This window comes from Reyranella sp. (genome assembly GCF_965249915.1).
Taxonomy (GTDB): Bacteria; Pseudomonadota; Alphaproteobacteria; order Reyranellales; family Reyranellaceae; genus Reyranella.
Genome location: NZ_OZ252257.1, coordinates 5,375,327 through 5,391,219, shown reverse-complemented (window position 1 = coordinate 5,391,219; position 15,893 = coordinate 5,375,327). Strand labels below are relative to the sequence as shown.

At 67.4% G+C, this 15,893-nt stretch carries 18 protein-coding genes; 11 read left to right on the top strand and 7 right to left on the bottom strand.

All coding sequences use genetic code 11. The annotated features are described in order from the left end of the window. The first annotated feature begins 28 nt into the window (after positions 1 to 28). A complete protein-coding gene (locus ACP15H_RS26480) occupies positions 29 to 922 on the top strand; it encodes a sugar phosphate isomerase/epimerase family protein (RefSeq protein ID WP_425069117.1) in 894 nt (297 codons plus the stop codon). Between the two features lie 140 nt (positions 923 to 1,062). Here ACP15H_RS26480 and ACP15H_RS26475 read toward each other — a convergent pair whose 3' ends face one another. The 3 genes from ACP15H_RS26475 to ACP15H_RS26465 are packed head-to-tail and all read right to left on the bottom strand — an operon-like array spanning position 1,063 to position 3,564. Continuing rightward, complete coding sequence (locus tag ACP15H_RS26475) at positions 1,063 to 1,986, bottom strand: glutathione S-transferase family protein (protein WP_425069116.1); 924 nt, start codon at positions 1,984 to 1,986, stop codon at positions 1,063 to 1,065. Continuing rightward, on the bottom strand, positions 1,983 to 2,645 hold the full coding sequence (gene rpe, locus ACP15H_RS26470) for a ribulose-phosphate 3-epimerase (protein ID WP_425069115.1): 663 nt from the start codon (positions 2,643 to 2,645) through the stop codon (positions 1,983 to 1,985). The genes ACP15H_RS26475 and rpe overlap by 4 nt, the downstream gene beginning before the upstream one ends. A gap of 10 nt (positions 2,646 to 2,655) precedes the next feature. Continuing rightward, positions 2,656 to 3,564 (bottom strand): prephenate dehydratase, encoded by a 909-nt coding sequence (locus ACP15H_RS26465; RefSeq protein ID WP_425069114.1) that lies wholly within the window; start codon positions 3,562 to 3,564, stop codon positions 2,656 to 2,658. A gap of 174 nt (positions 3,565 to 3,738) precedes the next feature. Between ACP15H_RS26465 and ACP15H_RS26460 the strand changes: the two genes are divergently transcribed. Then, positions 3,739 to 4,269: a c-type cytochrome gene (locus tag ACP15H_RS26460; RefSeq protein ID WP_425069113.1), complete on the top strand. Its 531-nt coding sequence runs from the start codon at positions 3,739 to 3,741 to the stop codon at positions 4,267 to 4,269. Between the two features lie 24 nt (positions 4,270 to 4,293). Beyond that, positions 4,294 to 5,040 (top strand): histidinol-phosphatase, encoded by a 747-nt coding sequence (gene hisN / locus ACP15H_RS26455; RefSeq protein WP_425069112.1) that lies wholly within the window; start codon positions 4,294 to 4,296, stop codon positions 5,038 to 5,040. Here hisN and ACP15H_RS26450 read toward each other — a convergent pair. Next, positions 5,007 to 5,555 carry a GNAT family N-acetyltransferase gene (locus ACP15H_RS26450; protein ID WP_425069111.1) on the bottom strand — a complete coding sequence of 183 codons (549 nt, stop codon included), beginning with the start codon at positions 5,553 to 5,555 and terminating at the stop codon, positions 5,007 to 5,009. The genes hisN and ACP15H_RS26450 overlap by 34 nt on opposite strands. Before the next feature lie 103 nt (positions 5,556 to 5,658). Between ACP15H_RS26450 and ACP15H_RS26445 the strand changes: the two genes are divergently transcribed. From ACP15H_RS26445 to ACP15H_RS26410, 8 genes are all read left to right on the top strand, one after another. Further along, complete coding sequence (locus ACP15H_RS26445; protein ID WP_425069110.1) at positions 5,659 to 6,126, top strand: Spy/CpxP family protein refolding chaperone; 468 nt, start codon at positions 5,659 to 5,661, stop codon at positions 6,124 to 6,126. A gap of 56 nt (positions 6,127 to 6,182) precedes the next feature. Beyond that, the gene (locus ACP15H_RS26440) at positions 6,183 to 6,875 is read left to right on the top strand and encodes a response regulator (protein WP_425069109.1); all 693 of its coding nucleotides are present in this window, start codon (positions 6,183 to 6,185) and stop codon (positions 6,873 to 6,875) included. A 115-nt stretch (positions 6,876 to 6,990) separates the two neighbouring features. Further along, on the top strand, positions 6,991 to 8,244 hold the full coding sequence (locus tag ACP15H_RS26435; RefSeq protein ID WP_425069108.1) for a sensor histidine kinase: 1,254 nt from the start codon (positions 6,991 to 6,993) through the stop codon (positions 8,242 to 8,244). A 30-nt stretch (positions 8,245 to 8,274) separates the two neighbouring features. Beyond that, positions 8,275 to 9,546: an acyl-CoA dehydrogenase family protein gene (locus ACP15H_RS26430; RefSeq protein WP_425069107.1), complete on the top strand. Its 1,272-nt coding sequence runs from the start codon at positions 8,275 to 8,277 to the stop codon at positions 9,544 to 9,546. Between the two features lie 210 nt (positions 9,547 to 9,756). Continuing rightward, on the top strand, positions 9,757 to 10,674 hold the full coding sequence (locus tag ACP15H_RS26425; protein ID WP_425069106.1) for a DMT family transporter: 918 nt from the start codon (positions 9,757 to 9,759) through the stop codon (positions 10,672 to 10,674). Between the two features lie 8 nt (positions 10,675 to 10,682). Further along, positions 10,683 to 11,312 (top strand): imidazoleglycerol-phosphate dehydratase HisB, encoded by a 630-nt coding sequence (gene hisB / locus ACP15H_RS26420; protein WP_425069105.1) that lies wholly within the window; start codon positions 10,683 to 10,685, stop codon positions 11,310 to 11,312. Between the two features lie 119 nt (positions 11,313 to 11,431). After that, positions 11,432 to 12,073, top strand: a complete 642-nt coding sequence (gene hisH / locus ACP15H_RS26415; protein WP_425069104.1) for an imidazole glycerol phosphate synthase subunit HisH — start codon at positions 11,432 to 11,434, stop codon at positions 12,071 to 12,073. A 24-nt stretch (positions 12,074 to 12,097) separates the two neighbouring features. Then, positions 12,098 to 12,925, top strand: coding sequence for a hypothetical protein (locus ACP15H_RS26410; RefSeq protein WP_425069103.1), 828 nt, complete (start codon positions 12,098 to 12,100; stop codon positions 12,923 to 12,925). A gap of 10 nt (positions 12,926 to 12,935) precedes the next feature. Here the strand turns inward: ACP15H_RS26410 and leuD are convergent, their stop codons facing one another. The 3 genes from leuD to ACP15H_RS26395 form a co-directional block, all read right to left on the bottom strand. Continuing rightward, positions 12,936 to 13,538, bottom strand: coding sequence for a 3-isopropylmalate dehydratase small subunit (gene leuD / locus ACP15H_RS26405; RefSeq protein WP_425069102.1), 603 nt, complete (start codon positions 13,536 to 13,538; stop codon positions 12,936 to 12,938). A gap of 13 nt (positions 13,539 to 13,551) precedes the next feature. Next, on the bottom strand, positions 13,552 to 14,952 hold the full coding sequence (leuC, locus tag ACP15H_RS26400) for a 3-isopropylmalate dehydratase large subunit (RefSeq protein WP_425069101.1): 1,401 nt from the start codon (positions 14,950 to 14,952) through the stop codon (positions 13,552 to 13,554). A 62-nt stretch (positions 14,953 to 15,014) separates the two neighbouring features. After that, complete coding sequence (locus tag ACP15H_RS26395) at positions 15,015 to 15,884, bottom strand: isocitrate lyase/PEP mutase family protein (protein ID WP_425069100.1); 870 nt, start codon at positions 15,882 to 15,884, stop codon at positions 15,015 to 15,017. Positions 15,885 to 15,893 lie beyond the last annotated feature (9 nt).

Sequence of the window (15,893 nt, the reverse complement as noted above, 5' to 3'; positions counted from 1 at the left end):
TGCGGTCCGACCGTAGTAGGTTAGACCCATGTCCCTTCCCCGTCTCGCGCTCGCCGTCATCGGTGACGAAATCAGCCCCTCCCTCGACGAAATGATCTCGTTCTGCACCGAGCATCAGGTGCGGCGCCTCGACATGCGCACGCTCGATGGCAGGAACCTGCTCGGCATGTCGCTCAAGGAAGGCGGCAGCATCGCCCGCCGGATCGAGGCCGCAGGCCTCAGCGTGCCGACCTTCGTCTCGCCGCTCCTCAAGTGGCCGGCCCCCGGCAAGGAAGCCGCCGACGGCAAGGTCGACTTCGCCTTCGATCCCGCCGACTGTCCGGCCGACGACCCGCTGGTGCATGCCTTCGACATGGCCACCGTGCTGGGTGCCGAACGAATTCGCGTGTTCAGCCATCTGCGCTATCCCGGCTACAAGCCGGCCGATCTGATCGGGCGGTTCGAGCGCCTGGCCGATCTCAGCCTCACCTATTCCGTGACCGTCGAAATCGAGAACGAGCCGGTCTGCAACATCGGCTCGCTTGCCGAACTCGCCGATTTCTTCACCGCGCTGCAGGAAGCCCTGGAGTCCAATCCATTGTCGGGCCAGTTGCGGCCGCTGGTCGACATCGGCAATGCCTGGTCGATGGGTGCGCCGCCGACCGACGCCGAGATCGCCGTCCTGGCGCCTCTGGTCGACCTCATCCATCTCAAGGATCGCGACCTGTCGGCCAAGCGCACCGTGCCCCTGGGCGACGGCGACGTTCCGTGGGCCAAGGAACTCACGCGGCTGCTGACCGAGGTGGCCAAGGCTCCCAAGCCCGTCACGGAGATCCTCGCCAGCATCGAGACGCACTGCCCGCAGGACGCCCGCAACGCCACGGCGCGCTCCGTTACTGCCCTGCGCCGGATCGCAGCCAAGATCGGCGTCGAGGTCGTTTAGGCATTCTTGTCATCGCGAGCGGGGTAACCCCCCGCTCTGGAGCGAAGCGAAGGAACTCACACCAGCTACGCAGTCGTTTGGTCGCTCCGCCAGGTCCTTCGCTTCGCTCAGGACGACAGCTCAGGACATGAGCTATCCAACTATGCCGGTGCGATGACGAAGCCGGCGCGGGGGAAGTGGACCACCACGTCGCCGACCTGCTCGTCGTGGCGCTTGATCGAGACGCGGTCGTTCGTCAGTCCGACCAGCACGCCGCTCACCGGCACCTTGCCGGTGTCGTCGGGCGTGACGCTGATCGTCTGACCAGCCTTCAGCCCACTGGGATCGGCGGCATCGACGCTGGTCGCTTCGGGCGTCGCGGCCTTCGCGACGGCGATCGCCTCGGCGGCCGTCATGTCCGTCGGGCTGCCGCTGCCGGCCGCCTTCAGGCGTTCGGACCAGGCCGTGAGGAGCGGCAGCCGGTCGAACGGCGGCACCGACTTTCCGCCGCCCATCCGCTCCTTGATGAACCACACGGGATTGTAGAGCGCGCAATCGGCCAGGCAGGGCGCATCGCCGAGCAGATAGGGCCGGCCGTCGGCCAGCATCTGCTCGGCGATGACGAGCTGGGCGTAGGTCTGCTGCAGCGCCATCGGTGCGGCGGCCTTGAGCGCGGCCGCATCGAAGGAGCGGCCGGAGAAGGCGCTGCGATCCTTGAGGAAGGCTTCCGGCAACTTGTCGCCGAGCGCGCCCATGACGACGCCCACCGCCGCCCAGAAGATGTTGCGATCGATCCACATGGCGAGCGCCCTCGCCTCGCCCTCCTTGCCCTTGGGCAGGAGCGGCGGCGTCGGCGCGCGCTTCTCGATCTCGAGCATGATCAACTGCGTGTCGCAATAGATGTCGGCGCCGACCTGCATCACGGGCGTCTTGCGATAGCCGCCGGTCAGCGGCATCAGGTCGGGCTTGGGCAGCATGTTGGGAATCACGACCGACTTCCACGCCGCCTGCTTGAGGCCGAAGGCGATGCGCACCTTCTCCGAGAAGGGCGAATTCGGATAGTGGTGCAGGATCATGTCGGTCATGAGCGCAATGCCTCGATGTTGGCGGCGTAGCGGTCGGGACCGCCGGTGAATACGGCGGTGCCGGCGACGAGGACGTCGGCGCCGGCCTTTATGCAACGCTTCGCGGTCTCGACATTCACGCCACCGTCGACCTCGAGATCGATCGGCTTGCCCAGCGCGTCGATCGCCTTCCGCAGGGCGGCGATCTTGGCGAGCTGGCTCTCGATGAAGGCCTGGCCGCCGAAGCCCGGATTGACGCTCATCACCAGCACGAGGTCGAGATCGCCCAGCACGTGCTCGATGGCGCTGAGCGGCGTCGCCGGATTGAGCACGACGCCCGCCTTGCGGCCGAGGCTCTTGATGAGCTGAATCGTGCGGTGGACGTGCGGGCCGGCCTCGGGGTGGAAGGAGATCACGTCGGCGCCGGCATCGACATAGGCCGGCACCAGCGGATCGACCGGCGAGATCATGAGGTGGACGTCGAAGGGCTGCTTGCTGTGCTTGCGCAGCGCCTTCACCACCATCGGGCCGATCGTGAGGTTGGGCACGAAATGCCCGTCCATCACGTCGACATGGATCCAGTCGGCGCCGGCTTCGGTGATCGCCTCGATCTCGCGGCCGAGGGCGGCGAAATCCGCCGACAGGATGGAGGGGGCGATGCGGACGGGTTGTTGCGGCATGGGATAATCCTCAGGTGCCGGGGCGGGTCGGGGCTTCCCAGCCCTTGCGCCGGAAGGGATTGGCCGGGAAGGAGCCCAGCATCTTCAGCTCGTCGGAGAAGAACCCCAGCTCCTCGAGCGCCAGCAGGACGTTGCGCTGCTCGGGATGGCCCTCGACCTCGGCATAGAACAGCGCCTGCTCGAAGCGCGCGCCGGAAAGATAGCTCTCCAGCTTCACCATGTTGACCCCGTTGGTCGCGAACCCGCCCAGCGCCTTGTAGAGCGCCGCCGGGCGGCTCTTCACCCGGAACAGGAAGGCCGTCATGCACTGCACCGTGCGCCAGTCGGGATGGGCCTCCTCGCGCGAGAAGACCAGCATGCGCGTCGTATTGTGGGCGGCATCCTCGATGTTCTTGGCCAGCACCTTGAGATCGTAGATCCGGGCGGCCAGCGACGAGGCGATGGCGCCGACGCTCGCATCGCCGATCTCGGCGATCTCCCGCGCCGCGCCCGCGGTATCGGCATGGACCACCGGCTGCAGCTTGTTCTTCTTCAGGAAGTTGCGGCACTGGGCCAGCGCCTGGACGTGGCTCTTCACCGTCCGGATGGACTTCAGCGACGCCCCCGGCAGGGCGACCAGGCAATGCTCGACCCGCTGGAAATGCTCGGCCACGATCTTGAGCTTCGTGTGCGGCAGCAGGCTGTGCAGGTCGGCGACGCGGCCGGCGATCGAATTCTCGACCGGGATGATGGCGAGTTCGGCCTTGCCGGCCTGGACCGCGCCCATGGCGGCATCGAAGGTCGGGCACGGCAGGGTCGTCATGTAGGGAAAGGCCGCGCGGCAGGCCATGTCGGAATTGGCGCCGGGCTCCCCCTGGAAGGCGATGATGTTGCTGGCGGCGGCCTTGCCCTGCCGCTTCTCGCCCCGACCTTTTGCCATTTGCCGAACTCTCCCGTGCCGCGTTCCGAGGCCCACCGATAGGCGAAAAACCTCGTAATATCCGGCACTTGCGACGTTCCGCCGCGCGATCCTCCGGACGTGATGGAATACTACTGGCGGCGGTGCGGGCATGCTACAGCAGCGTCCGTAGAATTTGCCGCTTCGGGATTTGACATGGCCAGTTTCAACACGATCGCAGGCTGCGTTTTGGCTTCCGCCCTCTTCGCGATGGTGGTCGGCAAGGTCTCCAATGCCGTCGTGCATCCGCACAAGCTGGACAAGCCGGCGCTCGCGGTCAGCGACGAGGCGCCGGCGGCGACAGCCGCCGCACCGGCCGCCGTCGAGATTCCGCCGATCGGTCCGAAGCTCGCCAGCGCCAACGTCGATGCCGGCAAGGCCCTGTTCCAGAAGCAGTGCTTCTCCTGCCATACGGTCGACAAGGGCGGCGCCAACAAGGTCGGCCCGAACCTGTGGGGCGTGGTCAACCGTCCCAAGGCGAGCCATGCCGGCTTCTCCTACTCCGCGCCGCTGACCGCCAAGGGCGGCGACTGGACCTACGAGGACATCGACCACATGGTCTTCAAGCCGAACGCCTATGTGCGCGGCACGAAGATGGCCTTCGCCGGCCTTCCCAAGGAACAGGATCGCGCCGACATCATCGCGTACCTGCGTACGATGGCCGACACGCCGGCACCGCTGCCCTAAGTGGTTCCGTCAAATCTCGTCGCGTTGGCCCATCGACTGGCCGACGCCGCCCGGCCGATCGCGGCCCGCTACTTCCGCACCGGCGTCACGGTCGACGACAAGTCCGACCTGAGCCCCGTCACCATCGCCGACCGCGAAGCGGAAACGGCGATGCGCGACCTGCTCAGTCGCGAAGTCCCTGACCATGGCGTGTTCGGCGAAGAGCATGGCGCGGTCCGCACCGATGCCGACTATGTCTGGGTGCTCGATCCGATCGACGGCACCAAGGCCTTCATCACCGGCCTGCCGCTGTTCGGCACGCTGATCGGCCTCTTCCATCGCGGCAAGCCCGTGCTCGGCATCATCGACCAGCCGATCCTGCAGGAACGCTGGCTGGGCGTCGAAGGCCAGCGCTCCACCCTGAACGGCCAGCCGATCTCGGTGCGGGCCTGCGCGGGCCTTGCCCACGCCTACATGTACTCGACGGCGCCCGGCATGTTTGCCGACGGCTACGCCCAGCCGCATCAGGCGCTCACCGAGAAGGTGAAGCTCTTTCGCTGGGGCGGCGACTGCTACGCGTATGGGCTGCTGGCAGCCGGCCATGTCGACCTCGTCGTCGAAGCCGACCTCAAGCTCTACGACTATGCCGCCCTCATTCCGGTCATCACGGGAGCCGGCGGCACCATCACCGACTGGAAGGGCAACGCCCTCGACATGCATTCCGACGGCGCCGTCGTCGCGGCCGGCGACCCCGCGGTTCACCGCGCCGCGCTGGACATCCTCTCCGCATAGGTCGCGCGGTCGACGTCGTACCAGACGATGTCGCTGAAGCCCTTGTACTCGACGGTCTTGCGGTAGGTGAGACCGATCCGCTCCATCACCGCGCGCGACGCACGGTTCGCCTCCAGCGTGATCGCGAAGATCGACTCGAGTTCCAGCGTGTCGAACCCGTAGGCGAGCGCCGCGCGCGCCGCTTCCGTTGCATAGCCCTTGCCATGGGCGTCCGGATGCAGCGACCACAGCACCTCGACCCCGTCGAACTGCTCGATGAAATTCAGCCCGGCATGGCCGATCAGCCTGCCCTCGCAGAACACGCCCCAGGGGCCAAGCCGGCGGTCCTGCCACGACGCGGCGAAGCGCTCGATCGCGGCATGGGCCGCCGCCACGAAATCGCCTTCCTGCGCCTTGCCCGGCGCCGGCGGCAGCCACCGGGCCACCTCGGGATGAAAGCGCATGGCCGCGTAGTCTTCGGCGTCGGCCGGCAGCAGGGGCCTGAGCGAGAGGCGCTCGGTCGTCACGATCGTCATGGCGATGCACTTTACACAACTTTACCGGCGCGAGATGGGCGCGAAACCGGGCCCCACCATCTTGGGCGTACGGGGACAGCACCCGAACCAGATGGAGACAGACATGACGAACCTCAGCATCAAGACGGTAATGGCCGCCCTCCTCGCGGGCAGCCTCGCGGCGACCGCCGGCATGCCGGCTTTTGCCCGGGCGGACGGCGGGTCGGTCGATCCGGCCAAGTTCCAGCAGGGCATCGAGAAGCGCGTCGACAAGGCGCTGAACGGCACCGATGCGACGCAGGACCAGAAGAAGCAGATCGTCGGCATCCTGCAGGCCGCCTTCGCCGACATGAAGCCCCTGCACGCCCAGCGCGCCGAGAACCGTGCCGCGATGCGCGCGGCCCTCGAGGCCCCGACCATCGACCCGGCGAAGATCGAGCAGATCCGCGTCGACCAGATGAAGATCGCGGACGCGAGCTCCAAGCGCTTCACCAAGGCGCTGACGGATGCGGGCAACGTGCTGAACGCCAACCAGCGCCAGGCCTTCTTCAAGACCTGGAGCGACCACACGCACGGCCCCAAGAAGGGCTGAGCGACAAGGGTTGAGGAAAGATGACATCGGGGCCGCGCCGGTCCGATACTGAGACGATGGCCGAGCGCATCCTGATGATCGACGACGACGACCGCCTCGCCGGGATGGTTTCCGACTATCTCGGCGGGGCGGGCTTTCGCGTGACCGTGGCCAACACCGGCCGCGACGGCGAGGCCCAGCTCAAGCGCGAGACCTTCGATGCGGTCATTCTCGACCTGATGCTGCCCGACGCCGACGGACTCGATCTGTGCCGGCGGCTGCGCGCGACCAGCGACGTGCCGATCCTGATGCTGACGGCGCGCGGCGAACCGATGGATCGCGTCGTCGGCCTCGAACTGGGCGCCGACGACTATCTCTCCAAGCCGTTCGAACCGCGCGAGCTGCAGGCCCGCCTGCGCGCCATCCTGCGCCGCAAGGGCACGGCGGGGCCGAAATCGGACGTGCTGCGCTTCGGCCGCCTCGAAATCGACAAGGGCGCCCGGGTCGTCAGGATCGACGGCGAGGAGCGCACCATCACCTCCTACCAGTTCGCGCTGCTGCTGGCGCTGGCCGAGCGGGCCGGCCGGGTGCTCTCGCGCGACGCGCTGATGGACGTGCTGAAGGGCGAGAAGCTCGAAGCCTTCGACCGCTCGGTCGACGTCCATGTCAGCCGCATCCGCGCCGCCATCGAGGACGACCCCAAGAAGCCGCGCCGCATCCTCACCCTGCGCGGCACGGGTTACGTTTTCGCCAAGGACCAGGATCGATGAGATCGAGGCCTGTTCTTCGCTGGGGGCGCGCCACTCCAGTGGCGCGATCATCATCTGTCGACATTCAGCATGACGCGCCACTGGAGTGGCGCGCCCCCAGCCTCGACCGATAGCCATGCAGCGCCTCTACCTTCAGTTCTACGTCACCATCCTCATCGTGCTGGCGGTGTTCGTCGGCGCGGCGGTGCTGGTGTGGCGGGTGGCCGACGACGACAATCGCACGCCGCAATATCTCGACGTCGCCGCCGAGCTGACCGGCGCGCTGCTGCCGGATGCGACGGCGCCGCGGCCCGACCAGCAACGCGCCATCGAAGGGCTGCAGCGCAAGCTGCGCTTCGACATCGCGCTCTACGAACCCGACGGCGACATGATCGCCATGGCCGGCAAGCCGCCGCCTCGCTTCGAGCCCAAACGCGCGCGCACCGGCTGGCGGCGCGGACCGGGCGGGCCGAACTTCGTGCTGCAGCTGCCGGACGGCCGCTGGCTGGTGGCGCGCCAGGTGCGCGAGCGGCCCAACCCGATCTTCTGGATCGCCGCAGCGCTGGGCCTGGTGGCAATCGCCGTCGCGGTCGGATCGTTTCCCGTGGTGCGGGGCCTTGGCCGCCGGCTGGAGCGGCTCAAGGCCGGTGTCGATCGGCTGGGCGGCGGCGATCTCGGCGCCCGCGTGAAGGTCGAGGGGCGCGACGAGCTGGCAGCCCTTGCCGCGAGCTTCAACCGCTCGGCCGAGCGCATCGAGGAGCTGGTGGCGGCCCATCGGCTGCTGCTGGCCAATGCCAGCCACGAGCTGCGCACGCCGCTCACGCGCATCTCGGTGGCGGCCTCCCTGCTGGGCGATGGCGCCGATCCGAAGACGAGGGAATCGTTGAAGCGCGACGTGGCCGAGCTCGACGAGCTCATCGAGCAGATCCTGCTGGCGAGCCGGCTTGAGGCGGTGCCCACCCTGGAGCAGCGTGAACAAGTCGACCTGCTGGCGCTGGCCGCCGAGGAAGCCTCGCACTACGACGTCGAGGTGAGCGGCGAGCCGGTCACCGTCAACGGCGACCGCACCCTGCTGCGCCGCCTCGTGCGCAACCTCGTCGAGAATGCGCAGCGCTATGGCGGTGGCACCCCGATCGAGGTTTCCGTAAAGCGCGAGGACGGCTGTGCGGTTCTCGAGGTCACCGACCAAGGCCCCGGCGTGCCCGAGGCCGAACGCCAGCGCATCTTCGAGCCCTTCTATCGCCTGGCCGGCGGCGCCGAGACCGGCCGCGGCAGCGGCCTCGGCCTCGCCCTCGTGCTCGACATCGCGCGTCGCCACGGTGGTGACGCGGTTTGCCTTGCGGCAGAAGGCGGCGGCAGCCGCTTCCGGGTCGACCTGCCGGCCGCGTAAACTCCTCCGACAAACGGAGGAAACAGCCCCATGGATTTCAACATTCCCGCGGACATCGCGGCCTACATCGCTGAACTCGACGAGTTCATCGAGCGCGAGATCCGGCCGCTGGAGCGCGAGAACGACAATATCCGCTTCTTCGACCACCGCCGCGAGCATGCGCGCACCGACTGGGACAATGACGGCCAGCCGCGGCACGAATGGGAGGAACTGCTGGCCGAGATGAAGCGGCGCGCCGACAAGGCTGGCCACCTGCGCTTCGGCCTGCCCAAGGCGCTGGGCGGCAAGGACGGGTCCAACCTCGCCATGGCGATCATCCGCGAGCATCTGGCGCACAAGGGGCTCGGCCTGCACAACGACCTGCAGAACGAGAGCTCGATCGTCGGCAACTTCCCGGTCGCCCTGCTGCTGCATCGCTTCGGCACGCAGGAGCAGAAGGACCGCTACATCGAGGGCATGTTCAAGGGCACCGAGCGCATCGGCTTCGGCCTCACCGAGCCGCTGCACGGCTCCGACGCCACCTTCATGGAGACCACGGCCGTCAAGCAGGGCTCCGACTGGGTGATCAACGGCATGAAGCGGTTCAACACCGGCATGCATACCGCCACGGTCGATCTCGTCTTCGCGCGGACCTCCGGCAAGGCCGGCGACGCACGCGGCATCTCGGCCTTCCTGGTGCCGGTGAAAAGCCCCGGCTTCAAGATCGAATACATGTGGTGGACGTTCAACATGCCGTCCGACCATGCCGAGGTGTCGCTGAGCAACGTCACCGTGCCGGGCTCGACCATGCTGGGCGAGGAAGGACGCGGCCTCGACGTGGCGCAGACCTTCGTTCACGAGAACCGCATCCGCCAGGCCGCCTCGAGCCTGGGCGCCGCGCAATACTGCATCGACCTGTCGGTGGCCTACGCAAAGAACCGCAAGGTGTTCGGCAAGGCGCTGGCGACCAACCAGGCGATCCAGTTCCCGCTGGCCGAGCTGCACACCGAGGCCGAGATGACGCGCGGCCTGGTGCGCAAGACGGCGTGGCATCTCGACCGCGAGCACCACATGAACGTCAGCGAGTGGGTGGCGATGTCGAACTACCGCGCCAACCGGCTGGTGTGCGACGCCGCCGACCGCGCCATGCAGGTCCATGGCGGCATCGGCTATTCGCGCCACACGCCGTTCGAACACATCTACCGCCACCACCGCCGCTACCGCATCACCGAGGGCTCGGAGGAGATCCAGATCCGCCGCGTCGCCGGCGCCCTGTTCGGCTTCTGGGGGGCGCAGAAGACGTCGACGGCGGCGAAGTCGTAAGTTGCGTCACCGCTTCATGAGTCCTCTCCGCCACGCAGTGGGGGAGAGGAAGGGGCCCATTGCGAAGCAATGGGTAGGAGAGGTGGTGTTCAATGCGAACGAGATGCGCGTGTTGAGAAGACGAAGACCCACCTCACCTACCCCGCGCTTCGCGCGGGTCCCCTTCCTCTCCCCCCGCTGCGCGGCCGGAGAGGACGCTTGAGGCGGGAGGTGGATTCAAAGCCAACTCCTCGCCGCTACACCGGCGACCTCATCATGTTCGGCACGGCCATGCTGATGGGATCGAGCTATCCCTTCGCCAAGGACGTGCTGCAGGTCATGAGTCCGCTGCTCTACAGCGGCTCGCGCTATCTGGTCGCCAGCCTCTTCCTGTTCGCGGCCATGAGGCTGATGGGCCGGCCGCTGGGGCTGGCACGGCGCGACTGGCTGCCGCTGTTCCTGCTGTCGCTGATCGGCGTCACGCTCTTCCAGGCCTGCTGGGGCCTCGCCATGACGCGCACGGCGCCGAGCGTCGGCTCGATCGTGATGACCACGACCACCGCCTTTTCCGCGATCCTCGCCTGGTTCGGCGGGCGGCGGCTGCCGGCGCTGGGCTGGGCGGGCATCGTGCTGGCCTTCGCCGGCGTCCTGCTGGTGGTGAACAACAGCCTGAGCGCGGTCACCCTGTCGTTCGGCAGCCTCGACGGCACGCTGCTCTGGATGCTCTCGGCCTTCGCCTGGGCGCTCTATGTCGAACGCTGTGCGCCCTACAATCAGCGGCTGGGGGCGCTCCCGGTGATGGCCTGGACGACCCTGTTCGGCTCGCTGGTGCTGGTGCCGATCGCCGTCGCCTTGGAGTCGCTGAGTGAATTCGCACGGCTCGACGACCGGCTGTTGGGCTTCTGGCTCTACACCGCCATCTTTCCCGTGGGCGTCGCCTTCCTCGGCCTGACGGCGGGGCTCGACCGGCTCGGGGTCAGCCGGGTCATGGTCTACATGTACCTGATCCCGGTCGCCGGCGTGGGCCTGTCGGCCGCCTTCTTCGGCGATCCGCTGACCGCCGCCCGCCTGCTGGGCGGGCTGGTCGTGATGGCCGGCGTCATTCTGACGCGTGTGGCGCTCGACCGGGCCGCCCGCGTTCCTGTATGAACCTCCCCATGGCCACGACCCAGCCCTCCCTGACGACGCCCGGCACCGGCGGACGACGCGCGTCCGTGGATCGCGCGACCAAGGAAACCCGCATCTCCGCCGCCATCAACCTGGACGGCACCGGCGTCTACGACATCAAGACCGGCATCGGCTTCCTCGACCATATGCTCGAGCAGCTCTCGCGCCACAGCCTGATCGACATCACGCTGCGCGCCGAGGGCGATCTGCACATCGACTACCACCACACGACGGAAGACACCGGCATCGTGCTGGGCGAGTGCCTGTCGAAGGCGCTGGGCGACTGCAAGGGCATCCGCCGCTACGGCAGCGCCACGATCCCGATGGACGAGACGCTGACCCAGGTGGCGCTCGACGTGTCGAACCGCCCGTACCTGATCTGGAAGGTTAATTTCACCCGGGACAAGCTCGGCACCATGGACACGGAGCTGTTCAAGGAATGGTTCCAGGCCTTCGCCCAGCTCGGTGGGCTGACCCTGCATGTGTGGAACCAGTACGGCGAGAACAACCACCACATCGTCGAGACCTGCTTCAAGGGCATTGCCCGGGCGCTCCGGGTCGCGGTCGAGATCGATCCGCGCCAGACGACGGCCGTGCCCAGCACCAAGGGCGTGCTGTAGTTGTCCGTCCTGATTCAGCGCTGGGGGCGCGCCACTCCAGTGGCGCGTCATGTGTCCGGGGAAGCGAAGACGCGCCACTGGAGTGGCGCGCCCCCAGCAAACCGACTCCATCATCTCCCATGACTGTCGCCATCGTCGATTACGGATCCGGCAACCTGCGCTCCGCCGCCAAGGCCTTCGAGCGCGCGGCGCGCGAGGCGGGCACGGACGAGCGCGTGCTGGTGACCTCGTCGCCGGCCGAGGTCGCCGCCGCCGACCGCATCGTCCTGCCGGGCGTCGGCGCCTTCGCCGACTGCCGCGCCGGCCTCTACGCCGTGCCGGGCATGGTCGACACGCTGCAGCGCGAGGTGATCGAGCGCGGCAAGCCGTTCCTCGGCATCTGCGTCGGCATGCAGCTCATGGCGACGCGCGGAGTCGAGTATGGCATCCATGCCGGCCTCGACTGGATTGCCGGCGACGTGGTGCGCATCGAACCCGGCAAGGACCATCTCAAGATCCCGCACATGGGCTGGAACGAGCTGACGGACCTCAAGCCGCATGCCCTGCTCGAGGGCATCGCCCCGCGCGACCACGCCTACTTCGTGCATTCCTACCAGCTCGCGGCCAGCAAGCCGGAGACGGTGCTGGCGCTGACCGACTATGGCGGACCGGTCACCGCGATCGTCGGCCGCGACAATCTCGCGGGCACGCAGTTCCACCCGGAGAAGAGCCAGGCGACCGGCTTGCGGCTGATCGCCAATTTCCTGCGCTGGAAGCCCTGACCGCTTAGCTGGAATCTTCCAAGCATGTCCCTCGGCCCCTTCGACACGCTGATCGGCTTCTTTCAGGGGATCGCCAACGGCAACCTCCACCTCGCCGGTCTCTTCATCCTGCTGCTTCTGCTGGCGGCCCTCGAAGTCGGAATCCAGTTCGGCAAGTTCGTCGCCCGGCACCACACGCCCACCGACGGGGAAAAATCGACGGTCAATTTCGCGACCGCCGGCATGATGGGCCTGCTCGCCTTCCTGCTCGGGGTTTCCCTTTCGATGGCCTCGGACCGCTATCAGCAGCGCCGCGACTCGGTCCTGGCCGAGGCCAATGCGATCGGCACCGCCTGGTTGCGGGCAACGGTCGGGACGGGCAGCGAGGGCGAGACGCTGCAGCGGCTTCTGCGCGACTACACCGACGTGCGAATCGCAATGGTGGTCGGCAGCTCGGATCCGACAAAGAGCGAAGAGCGCCTGCTGGAACGGACGAACGCGCTTCAGTCCGAAATGTGGACCATCGCCCGCAGCGTGGCGGAACGGTCACCCACGCCGATCTCGGGGCTGCTGCTGTCCTCGCTCAACGACATGATCGACCTGTCGCTGACCAACCGGCGCAACTTCCACACCCACGTGCCGCCCTACATCCTGCGGCTTCTGATGACCGTGTCGATCTTCGCCGTGGGCGCGGTGGGCTATGGGTTCGGTCTGGTCGGCAGCCGCCAGCCGGTGCTCTCCGTGCTGCTGCTCGGCGTCTGGACGCTCGCCATCGTGCTGATCATCGACATCGACCGGCCGCAGACCGGGGAGGTCCGGGTGGACCCCTCCCCGCTCGTCTGGACGCTGCAGGGCTTCGGCCCCGCGAAGTAGCGCTTCCGCGCTACAGCCAGCTCAGTTCCTGACGCTGTTTCGCCTCGAAGGCAGAGATCTGCTTGTCGTAGCTCAGGGTCAGGCTGACTTCGTCGGCCCCCTGCAGCAGGCAGTCCTTGCGGAAGGAATCGATCTCGAACCGGTCCGACTTGCCATCGGGACCGACTACGGTCTGGCTCGCGAGGTCGATCCTGATCCGGGCACCCGGCGAGGCATGCAGCAGCGCCCGCAGCTCCGCCGCCCGTGCCGCATCGAGGCGGATCGGCAGGGCGCCGTTCTGGAAGCAGTTGTTGAAGAAAATGTCGCCGAAGCTCGGCGCGATGAACGCGCGCAGTCCGTTGTCGACCATCACGGTGACGGCGTTCTCGCGCGAGGAGCCGCAGGCGAAGTTGCGCTCCGCCACGACGATCCTGGCACCGGCGAAGGCCGGCATGTTGGTGACGAAGTCCGGTCGTGGCGTCTTGTCCGGCGCATAGCGCAGGTCGTGGAACAGCGCGCCGACCTGCATGTCGCGTGGCTTCCCCAGGAAGCGCGCCGGAATGATCTGGTCGGTGTCGAGGTTCGGCTGGTCGATCGGGAGGGCGACCGCATCGAGCGTGGTAAAAGCTTCCATGGCGATGTCTCCCTCAGGCCAGCTTGCGGACGTCGGCGAAATGGCCCGAGACGGCGGCAGCCACCGCCATCGCCGGGCTGACGAGATGCGTCCGAACCCCCGGCCCCTGCCGTCCGATGAAGTTGCGGTTCGAGGTCGAGGCAATGCGCTGCTGCGGCTTGCCGGTATCGCCGTTCATGCCGACGCACATCGAGCAGCCGGGCTCCCGCCATTCGAATCCCGCCTCGACGAAGATCTTGTCCAGCCCTTCGGCCTCGGCCTGCTTCTTCACCAGGCCCGATCCCGCGACCACCCAGGACGGGATCACGACCTTGCGGCCCCTGGCGACCTTGGCGGCGTCACGCAGATCCTCGATGCGGCTGTTGGTGCAGGAGCCGATGAACACGCGATCGACCGGCACCTGTTCGAGCGGCGTGCCCGGCACCAGGCCCATGTAGTCGAGCGCGCGCTTCATGCTGTCCTTCTTGGCGGCATCGGGTGCCGTCGAGGGCTCGGGGATGCGACCGGTGATCGACAGCGCATCTTCGGGACTGGTGCCCCAGGTCACCATCGGCGCGATCGATGCCGCATCGAGGCTGACCTCGCGGTCGAAGACGGCGCCCTCGTCGCTCGGGACGGTGCGCCAGAAGGCGACCGCCTTGTCCCATTCCGCTTCCTTCGGTGCGAAGGGCCGGCCCTTGAGATAGGCAATCGTGGTGTCGTCGGGCGCCACCATGCCGGCCTTGCCACCGGCCTCGATCGACATGTTGCAGACCGTCAGCCGGCCCTCGATCGACAGGCCACGAATCGCGCTGCCGGCATATTCGATGACATGGCCGACCGCGCCCGCCGTGCCGATCCGGGCGATGATGGCGAGGATCACGTCCTTGGCCGTGACGCCTGCGCCCAGCGTGCCGTCGACGCTGATGCGCATCGCCTTCGGCTTGCGCTGCCACAGGCACTGCGTAGCCATGACATGCGCCACTTCGGACGAGCCGATGCCGAAGGCGAGCGCGCCCAGCGCGCCGTGGGTCGACGTGTGCGAGTCGCCGCAGACCAGCGTCAGGCCCGGCTGGGTGACGCCCTGTTCGGGGCCGACGACATGGGCGATGCCCTGGCGCTCGTCGCCGAGGTCGAACAGCGTGACGCCGCTCTCCGCCGTGTTGGTACGGATTTGTTCGACCAGCTTGCGATGGTGCGGATCGGCAATGTCGGCGATCGAGCGGCTGTCGCTGCGGACGTAATGATCGGGAGTCGCGAAGCCGCGATCGGGCCGGCGCAGCTTCATGTTGCGCTCGCGCAGCTTGGCGAAGCCCGCGGCCGAACCGTCATGCATCAGGTGACGGTCGATATAGAGCAGCGTGTAGCCGTCGTCGCGATCGACGACGACATGACGCTGCCAGATCTTCTCGAACATCGTGCGCGCGGCGGCCATGCACTTCCTCCATTCAGTTCATACTCCTCTCCCCGTTAGGGGGAGAGGGATGTGAGTTGGTGTTACTCGGCGGCGGCCTTGATCGGGTCGCGGAACGCCGTGCGGCGCTCGTCCCATTCGGCGGCACCGAAGCGGGCGAAGGTCTTGCCGGGCGAGCCGGTGACCGGCGGGAACTTGCCCTGCTTCAGATCACCCAGCAGCCGGTCACATGTCGAGATGATGCCGCCCAGCAGCAGGCCGGGGACGATGGCGATGGCGTATCCCATGCGTTCGGCGACATCGAGATCGATCTCCGGGGTCTTGCCGCCGCGCACGATGTTCAGCAGGCACGGACCGTTGACCCGCTTCGGCACGGACTCGATCTCCTCCATGGTCTGCGGCGCCTCGACGAAGGCCACGTCGGCGCCGTTGGCCAGGGCCGCATTGGCGCGTTCGATCGCCTCGTCGAGGCTCACCACGGCGCGGGAATCGGTGCGGGCGATGATGCAGAAGTCCTTCGACTTGCGGGCCGCCGAGGCGGCGCGAATCTTGGCGATGAAGTCCTCGCGGCTGACCAGCTCCTTGTTGTCGAGATGGCCGCACTTCTTCGGAAACACCTGGTCCTCGATATGGATCGCGGCAACGCCGGCCCGCTCGAACTCCTGCACTGTGCGGAACACGTTCAGCTCGTTGCCGAAGCCGGTGTCGCTGTCGCTGATCAACGGGATGTCGATCGAATTGGCGATCCGGCTGGCATTGCCGACCATCTCGCTCATGGTGATCAGGCCATAGTCGGGATAGCCGAGCGTGGCCGAGGTGCCGGCGCCGGTCATGTAGGCCGCCGAGAAGCCCGCCTGCGCGATGGCGCGGCCGGTGATGCAGTCGATGGCGCCGGGCGCCACGATCATCTTCCTTGACGACAACAATTTGCGGAGATTGGCAGCGTTGGACATGGCTTGTTC

Coding starts and splice junctions, on each gene's coding strand:
- ACP15H_RS26480 (WP_425069117.1), top strand. CDS start 29: ATGTCCCTTCCCCGTCTCGCGCTCGCCGTCATCGGTGACGAAATCAGC.
- ACP15H_RS26475 (WP_425069116.1), bottom strand. CDS start 1,986: ATGACCGACATGATCCTGCACCACTATCCGAATTCGCCCTTCTCGGAG.
- rpe (WP_425069115.1), bottom strand. CDS start 2,645: ATGCCGCAACAACCCGTCCGCATCGCCCCCTCCATCCTGTCGGCGGAT.
- ACP15H_RS26465 (WP_425069114.1), bottom strand. CDS start 3,564: ATGGCAAAAGGTCGGGGCGAGAAGCGGCAGGGCAAGGCCGCCGCCAGC.
- ACP15H_RS26460 (WP_425069113.1), top strand. CDS start 3,739: ATGGCCAGTTTCAACACGATCGCAGGCTGCGTTTTGGCTTCCGCCCTC.
- ACP15H_RS26450 (WP_425069111.1), bottom strand. CDS start 5,555: ATGACGATCGTGACGACCGAGCGCCTCTCGCTCAGGCCCCTGCTGCCG.
- ACP15H_RS26445 (WP_425069110.1), top strand. CDS start 5,659: ATGACGAACCTCAGCATCAAGACGGTAATGGCCGCCCTCCTCGCGGGC.
- ACP15H_RS26440 (WP_425069109.1), top strand. CDS start 6,183: ATGGCCGAGCGCATCCTGATGATCGACGACGACGACCGCCTCGCCGGG.
- ACP15H_RS26435 (WP_425069108.1), top strand. CDS start 6,991: ATGCAGCGCCTCTACCTTCAGTTCTACGTCACCATCCTCATCGTGCTG.
- ACP15H_RS26430 (WP_425069107.1), top strand. CDS start 8,275: ATGGATTTCAACATTCCCGCGGACATCGCGGCCTACATCGCTGAACTC.
- hisB (WP_425069105.1), top strand. CDS start 10,683: ATGGCCACGACCCAGCCCTCCCTGACGACGCCCGGCACCGGCGGACGA.
- hisH (WP_425069104.1), top strand. CDS start 11,432: ATGACTGTCGCCATCGTCGATTACGGATCCGGCAACCTGCGCTCCGCC.
- ACP15H_RS26410 (WP_425069103.1), top strand. CDS start 12,098: ATGTCCCTCGGCCCCTTCGACACGCTGATCGGCTTCTTTCAGGGGATC.
- leuD (WP_425069102.1), bottom strand. CDS start 13,538: ATGGAAGCTTTTACCACGCTCGATGCGGTCGCCCTCCCGATCGACCAG.
- leuC (WP_425069101.1), bottom strand. CDS start 14,952: ATGGCCGCCGCGCGCACGATGTTCGAGAAGATCTGGCAGCGTCATGTC.
- ACP15H_RS26395 (WP_425069100.1), bottom strand. CDS start 15,884: ATGTCCAACGCTGCCAATCTCCGCAAATTGTTGTCGTCAAGGAAGATG.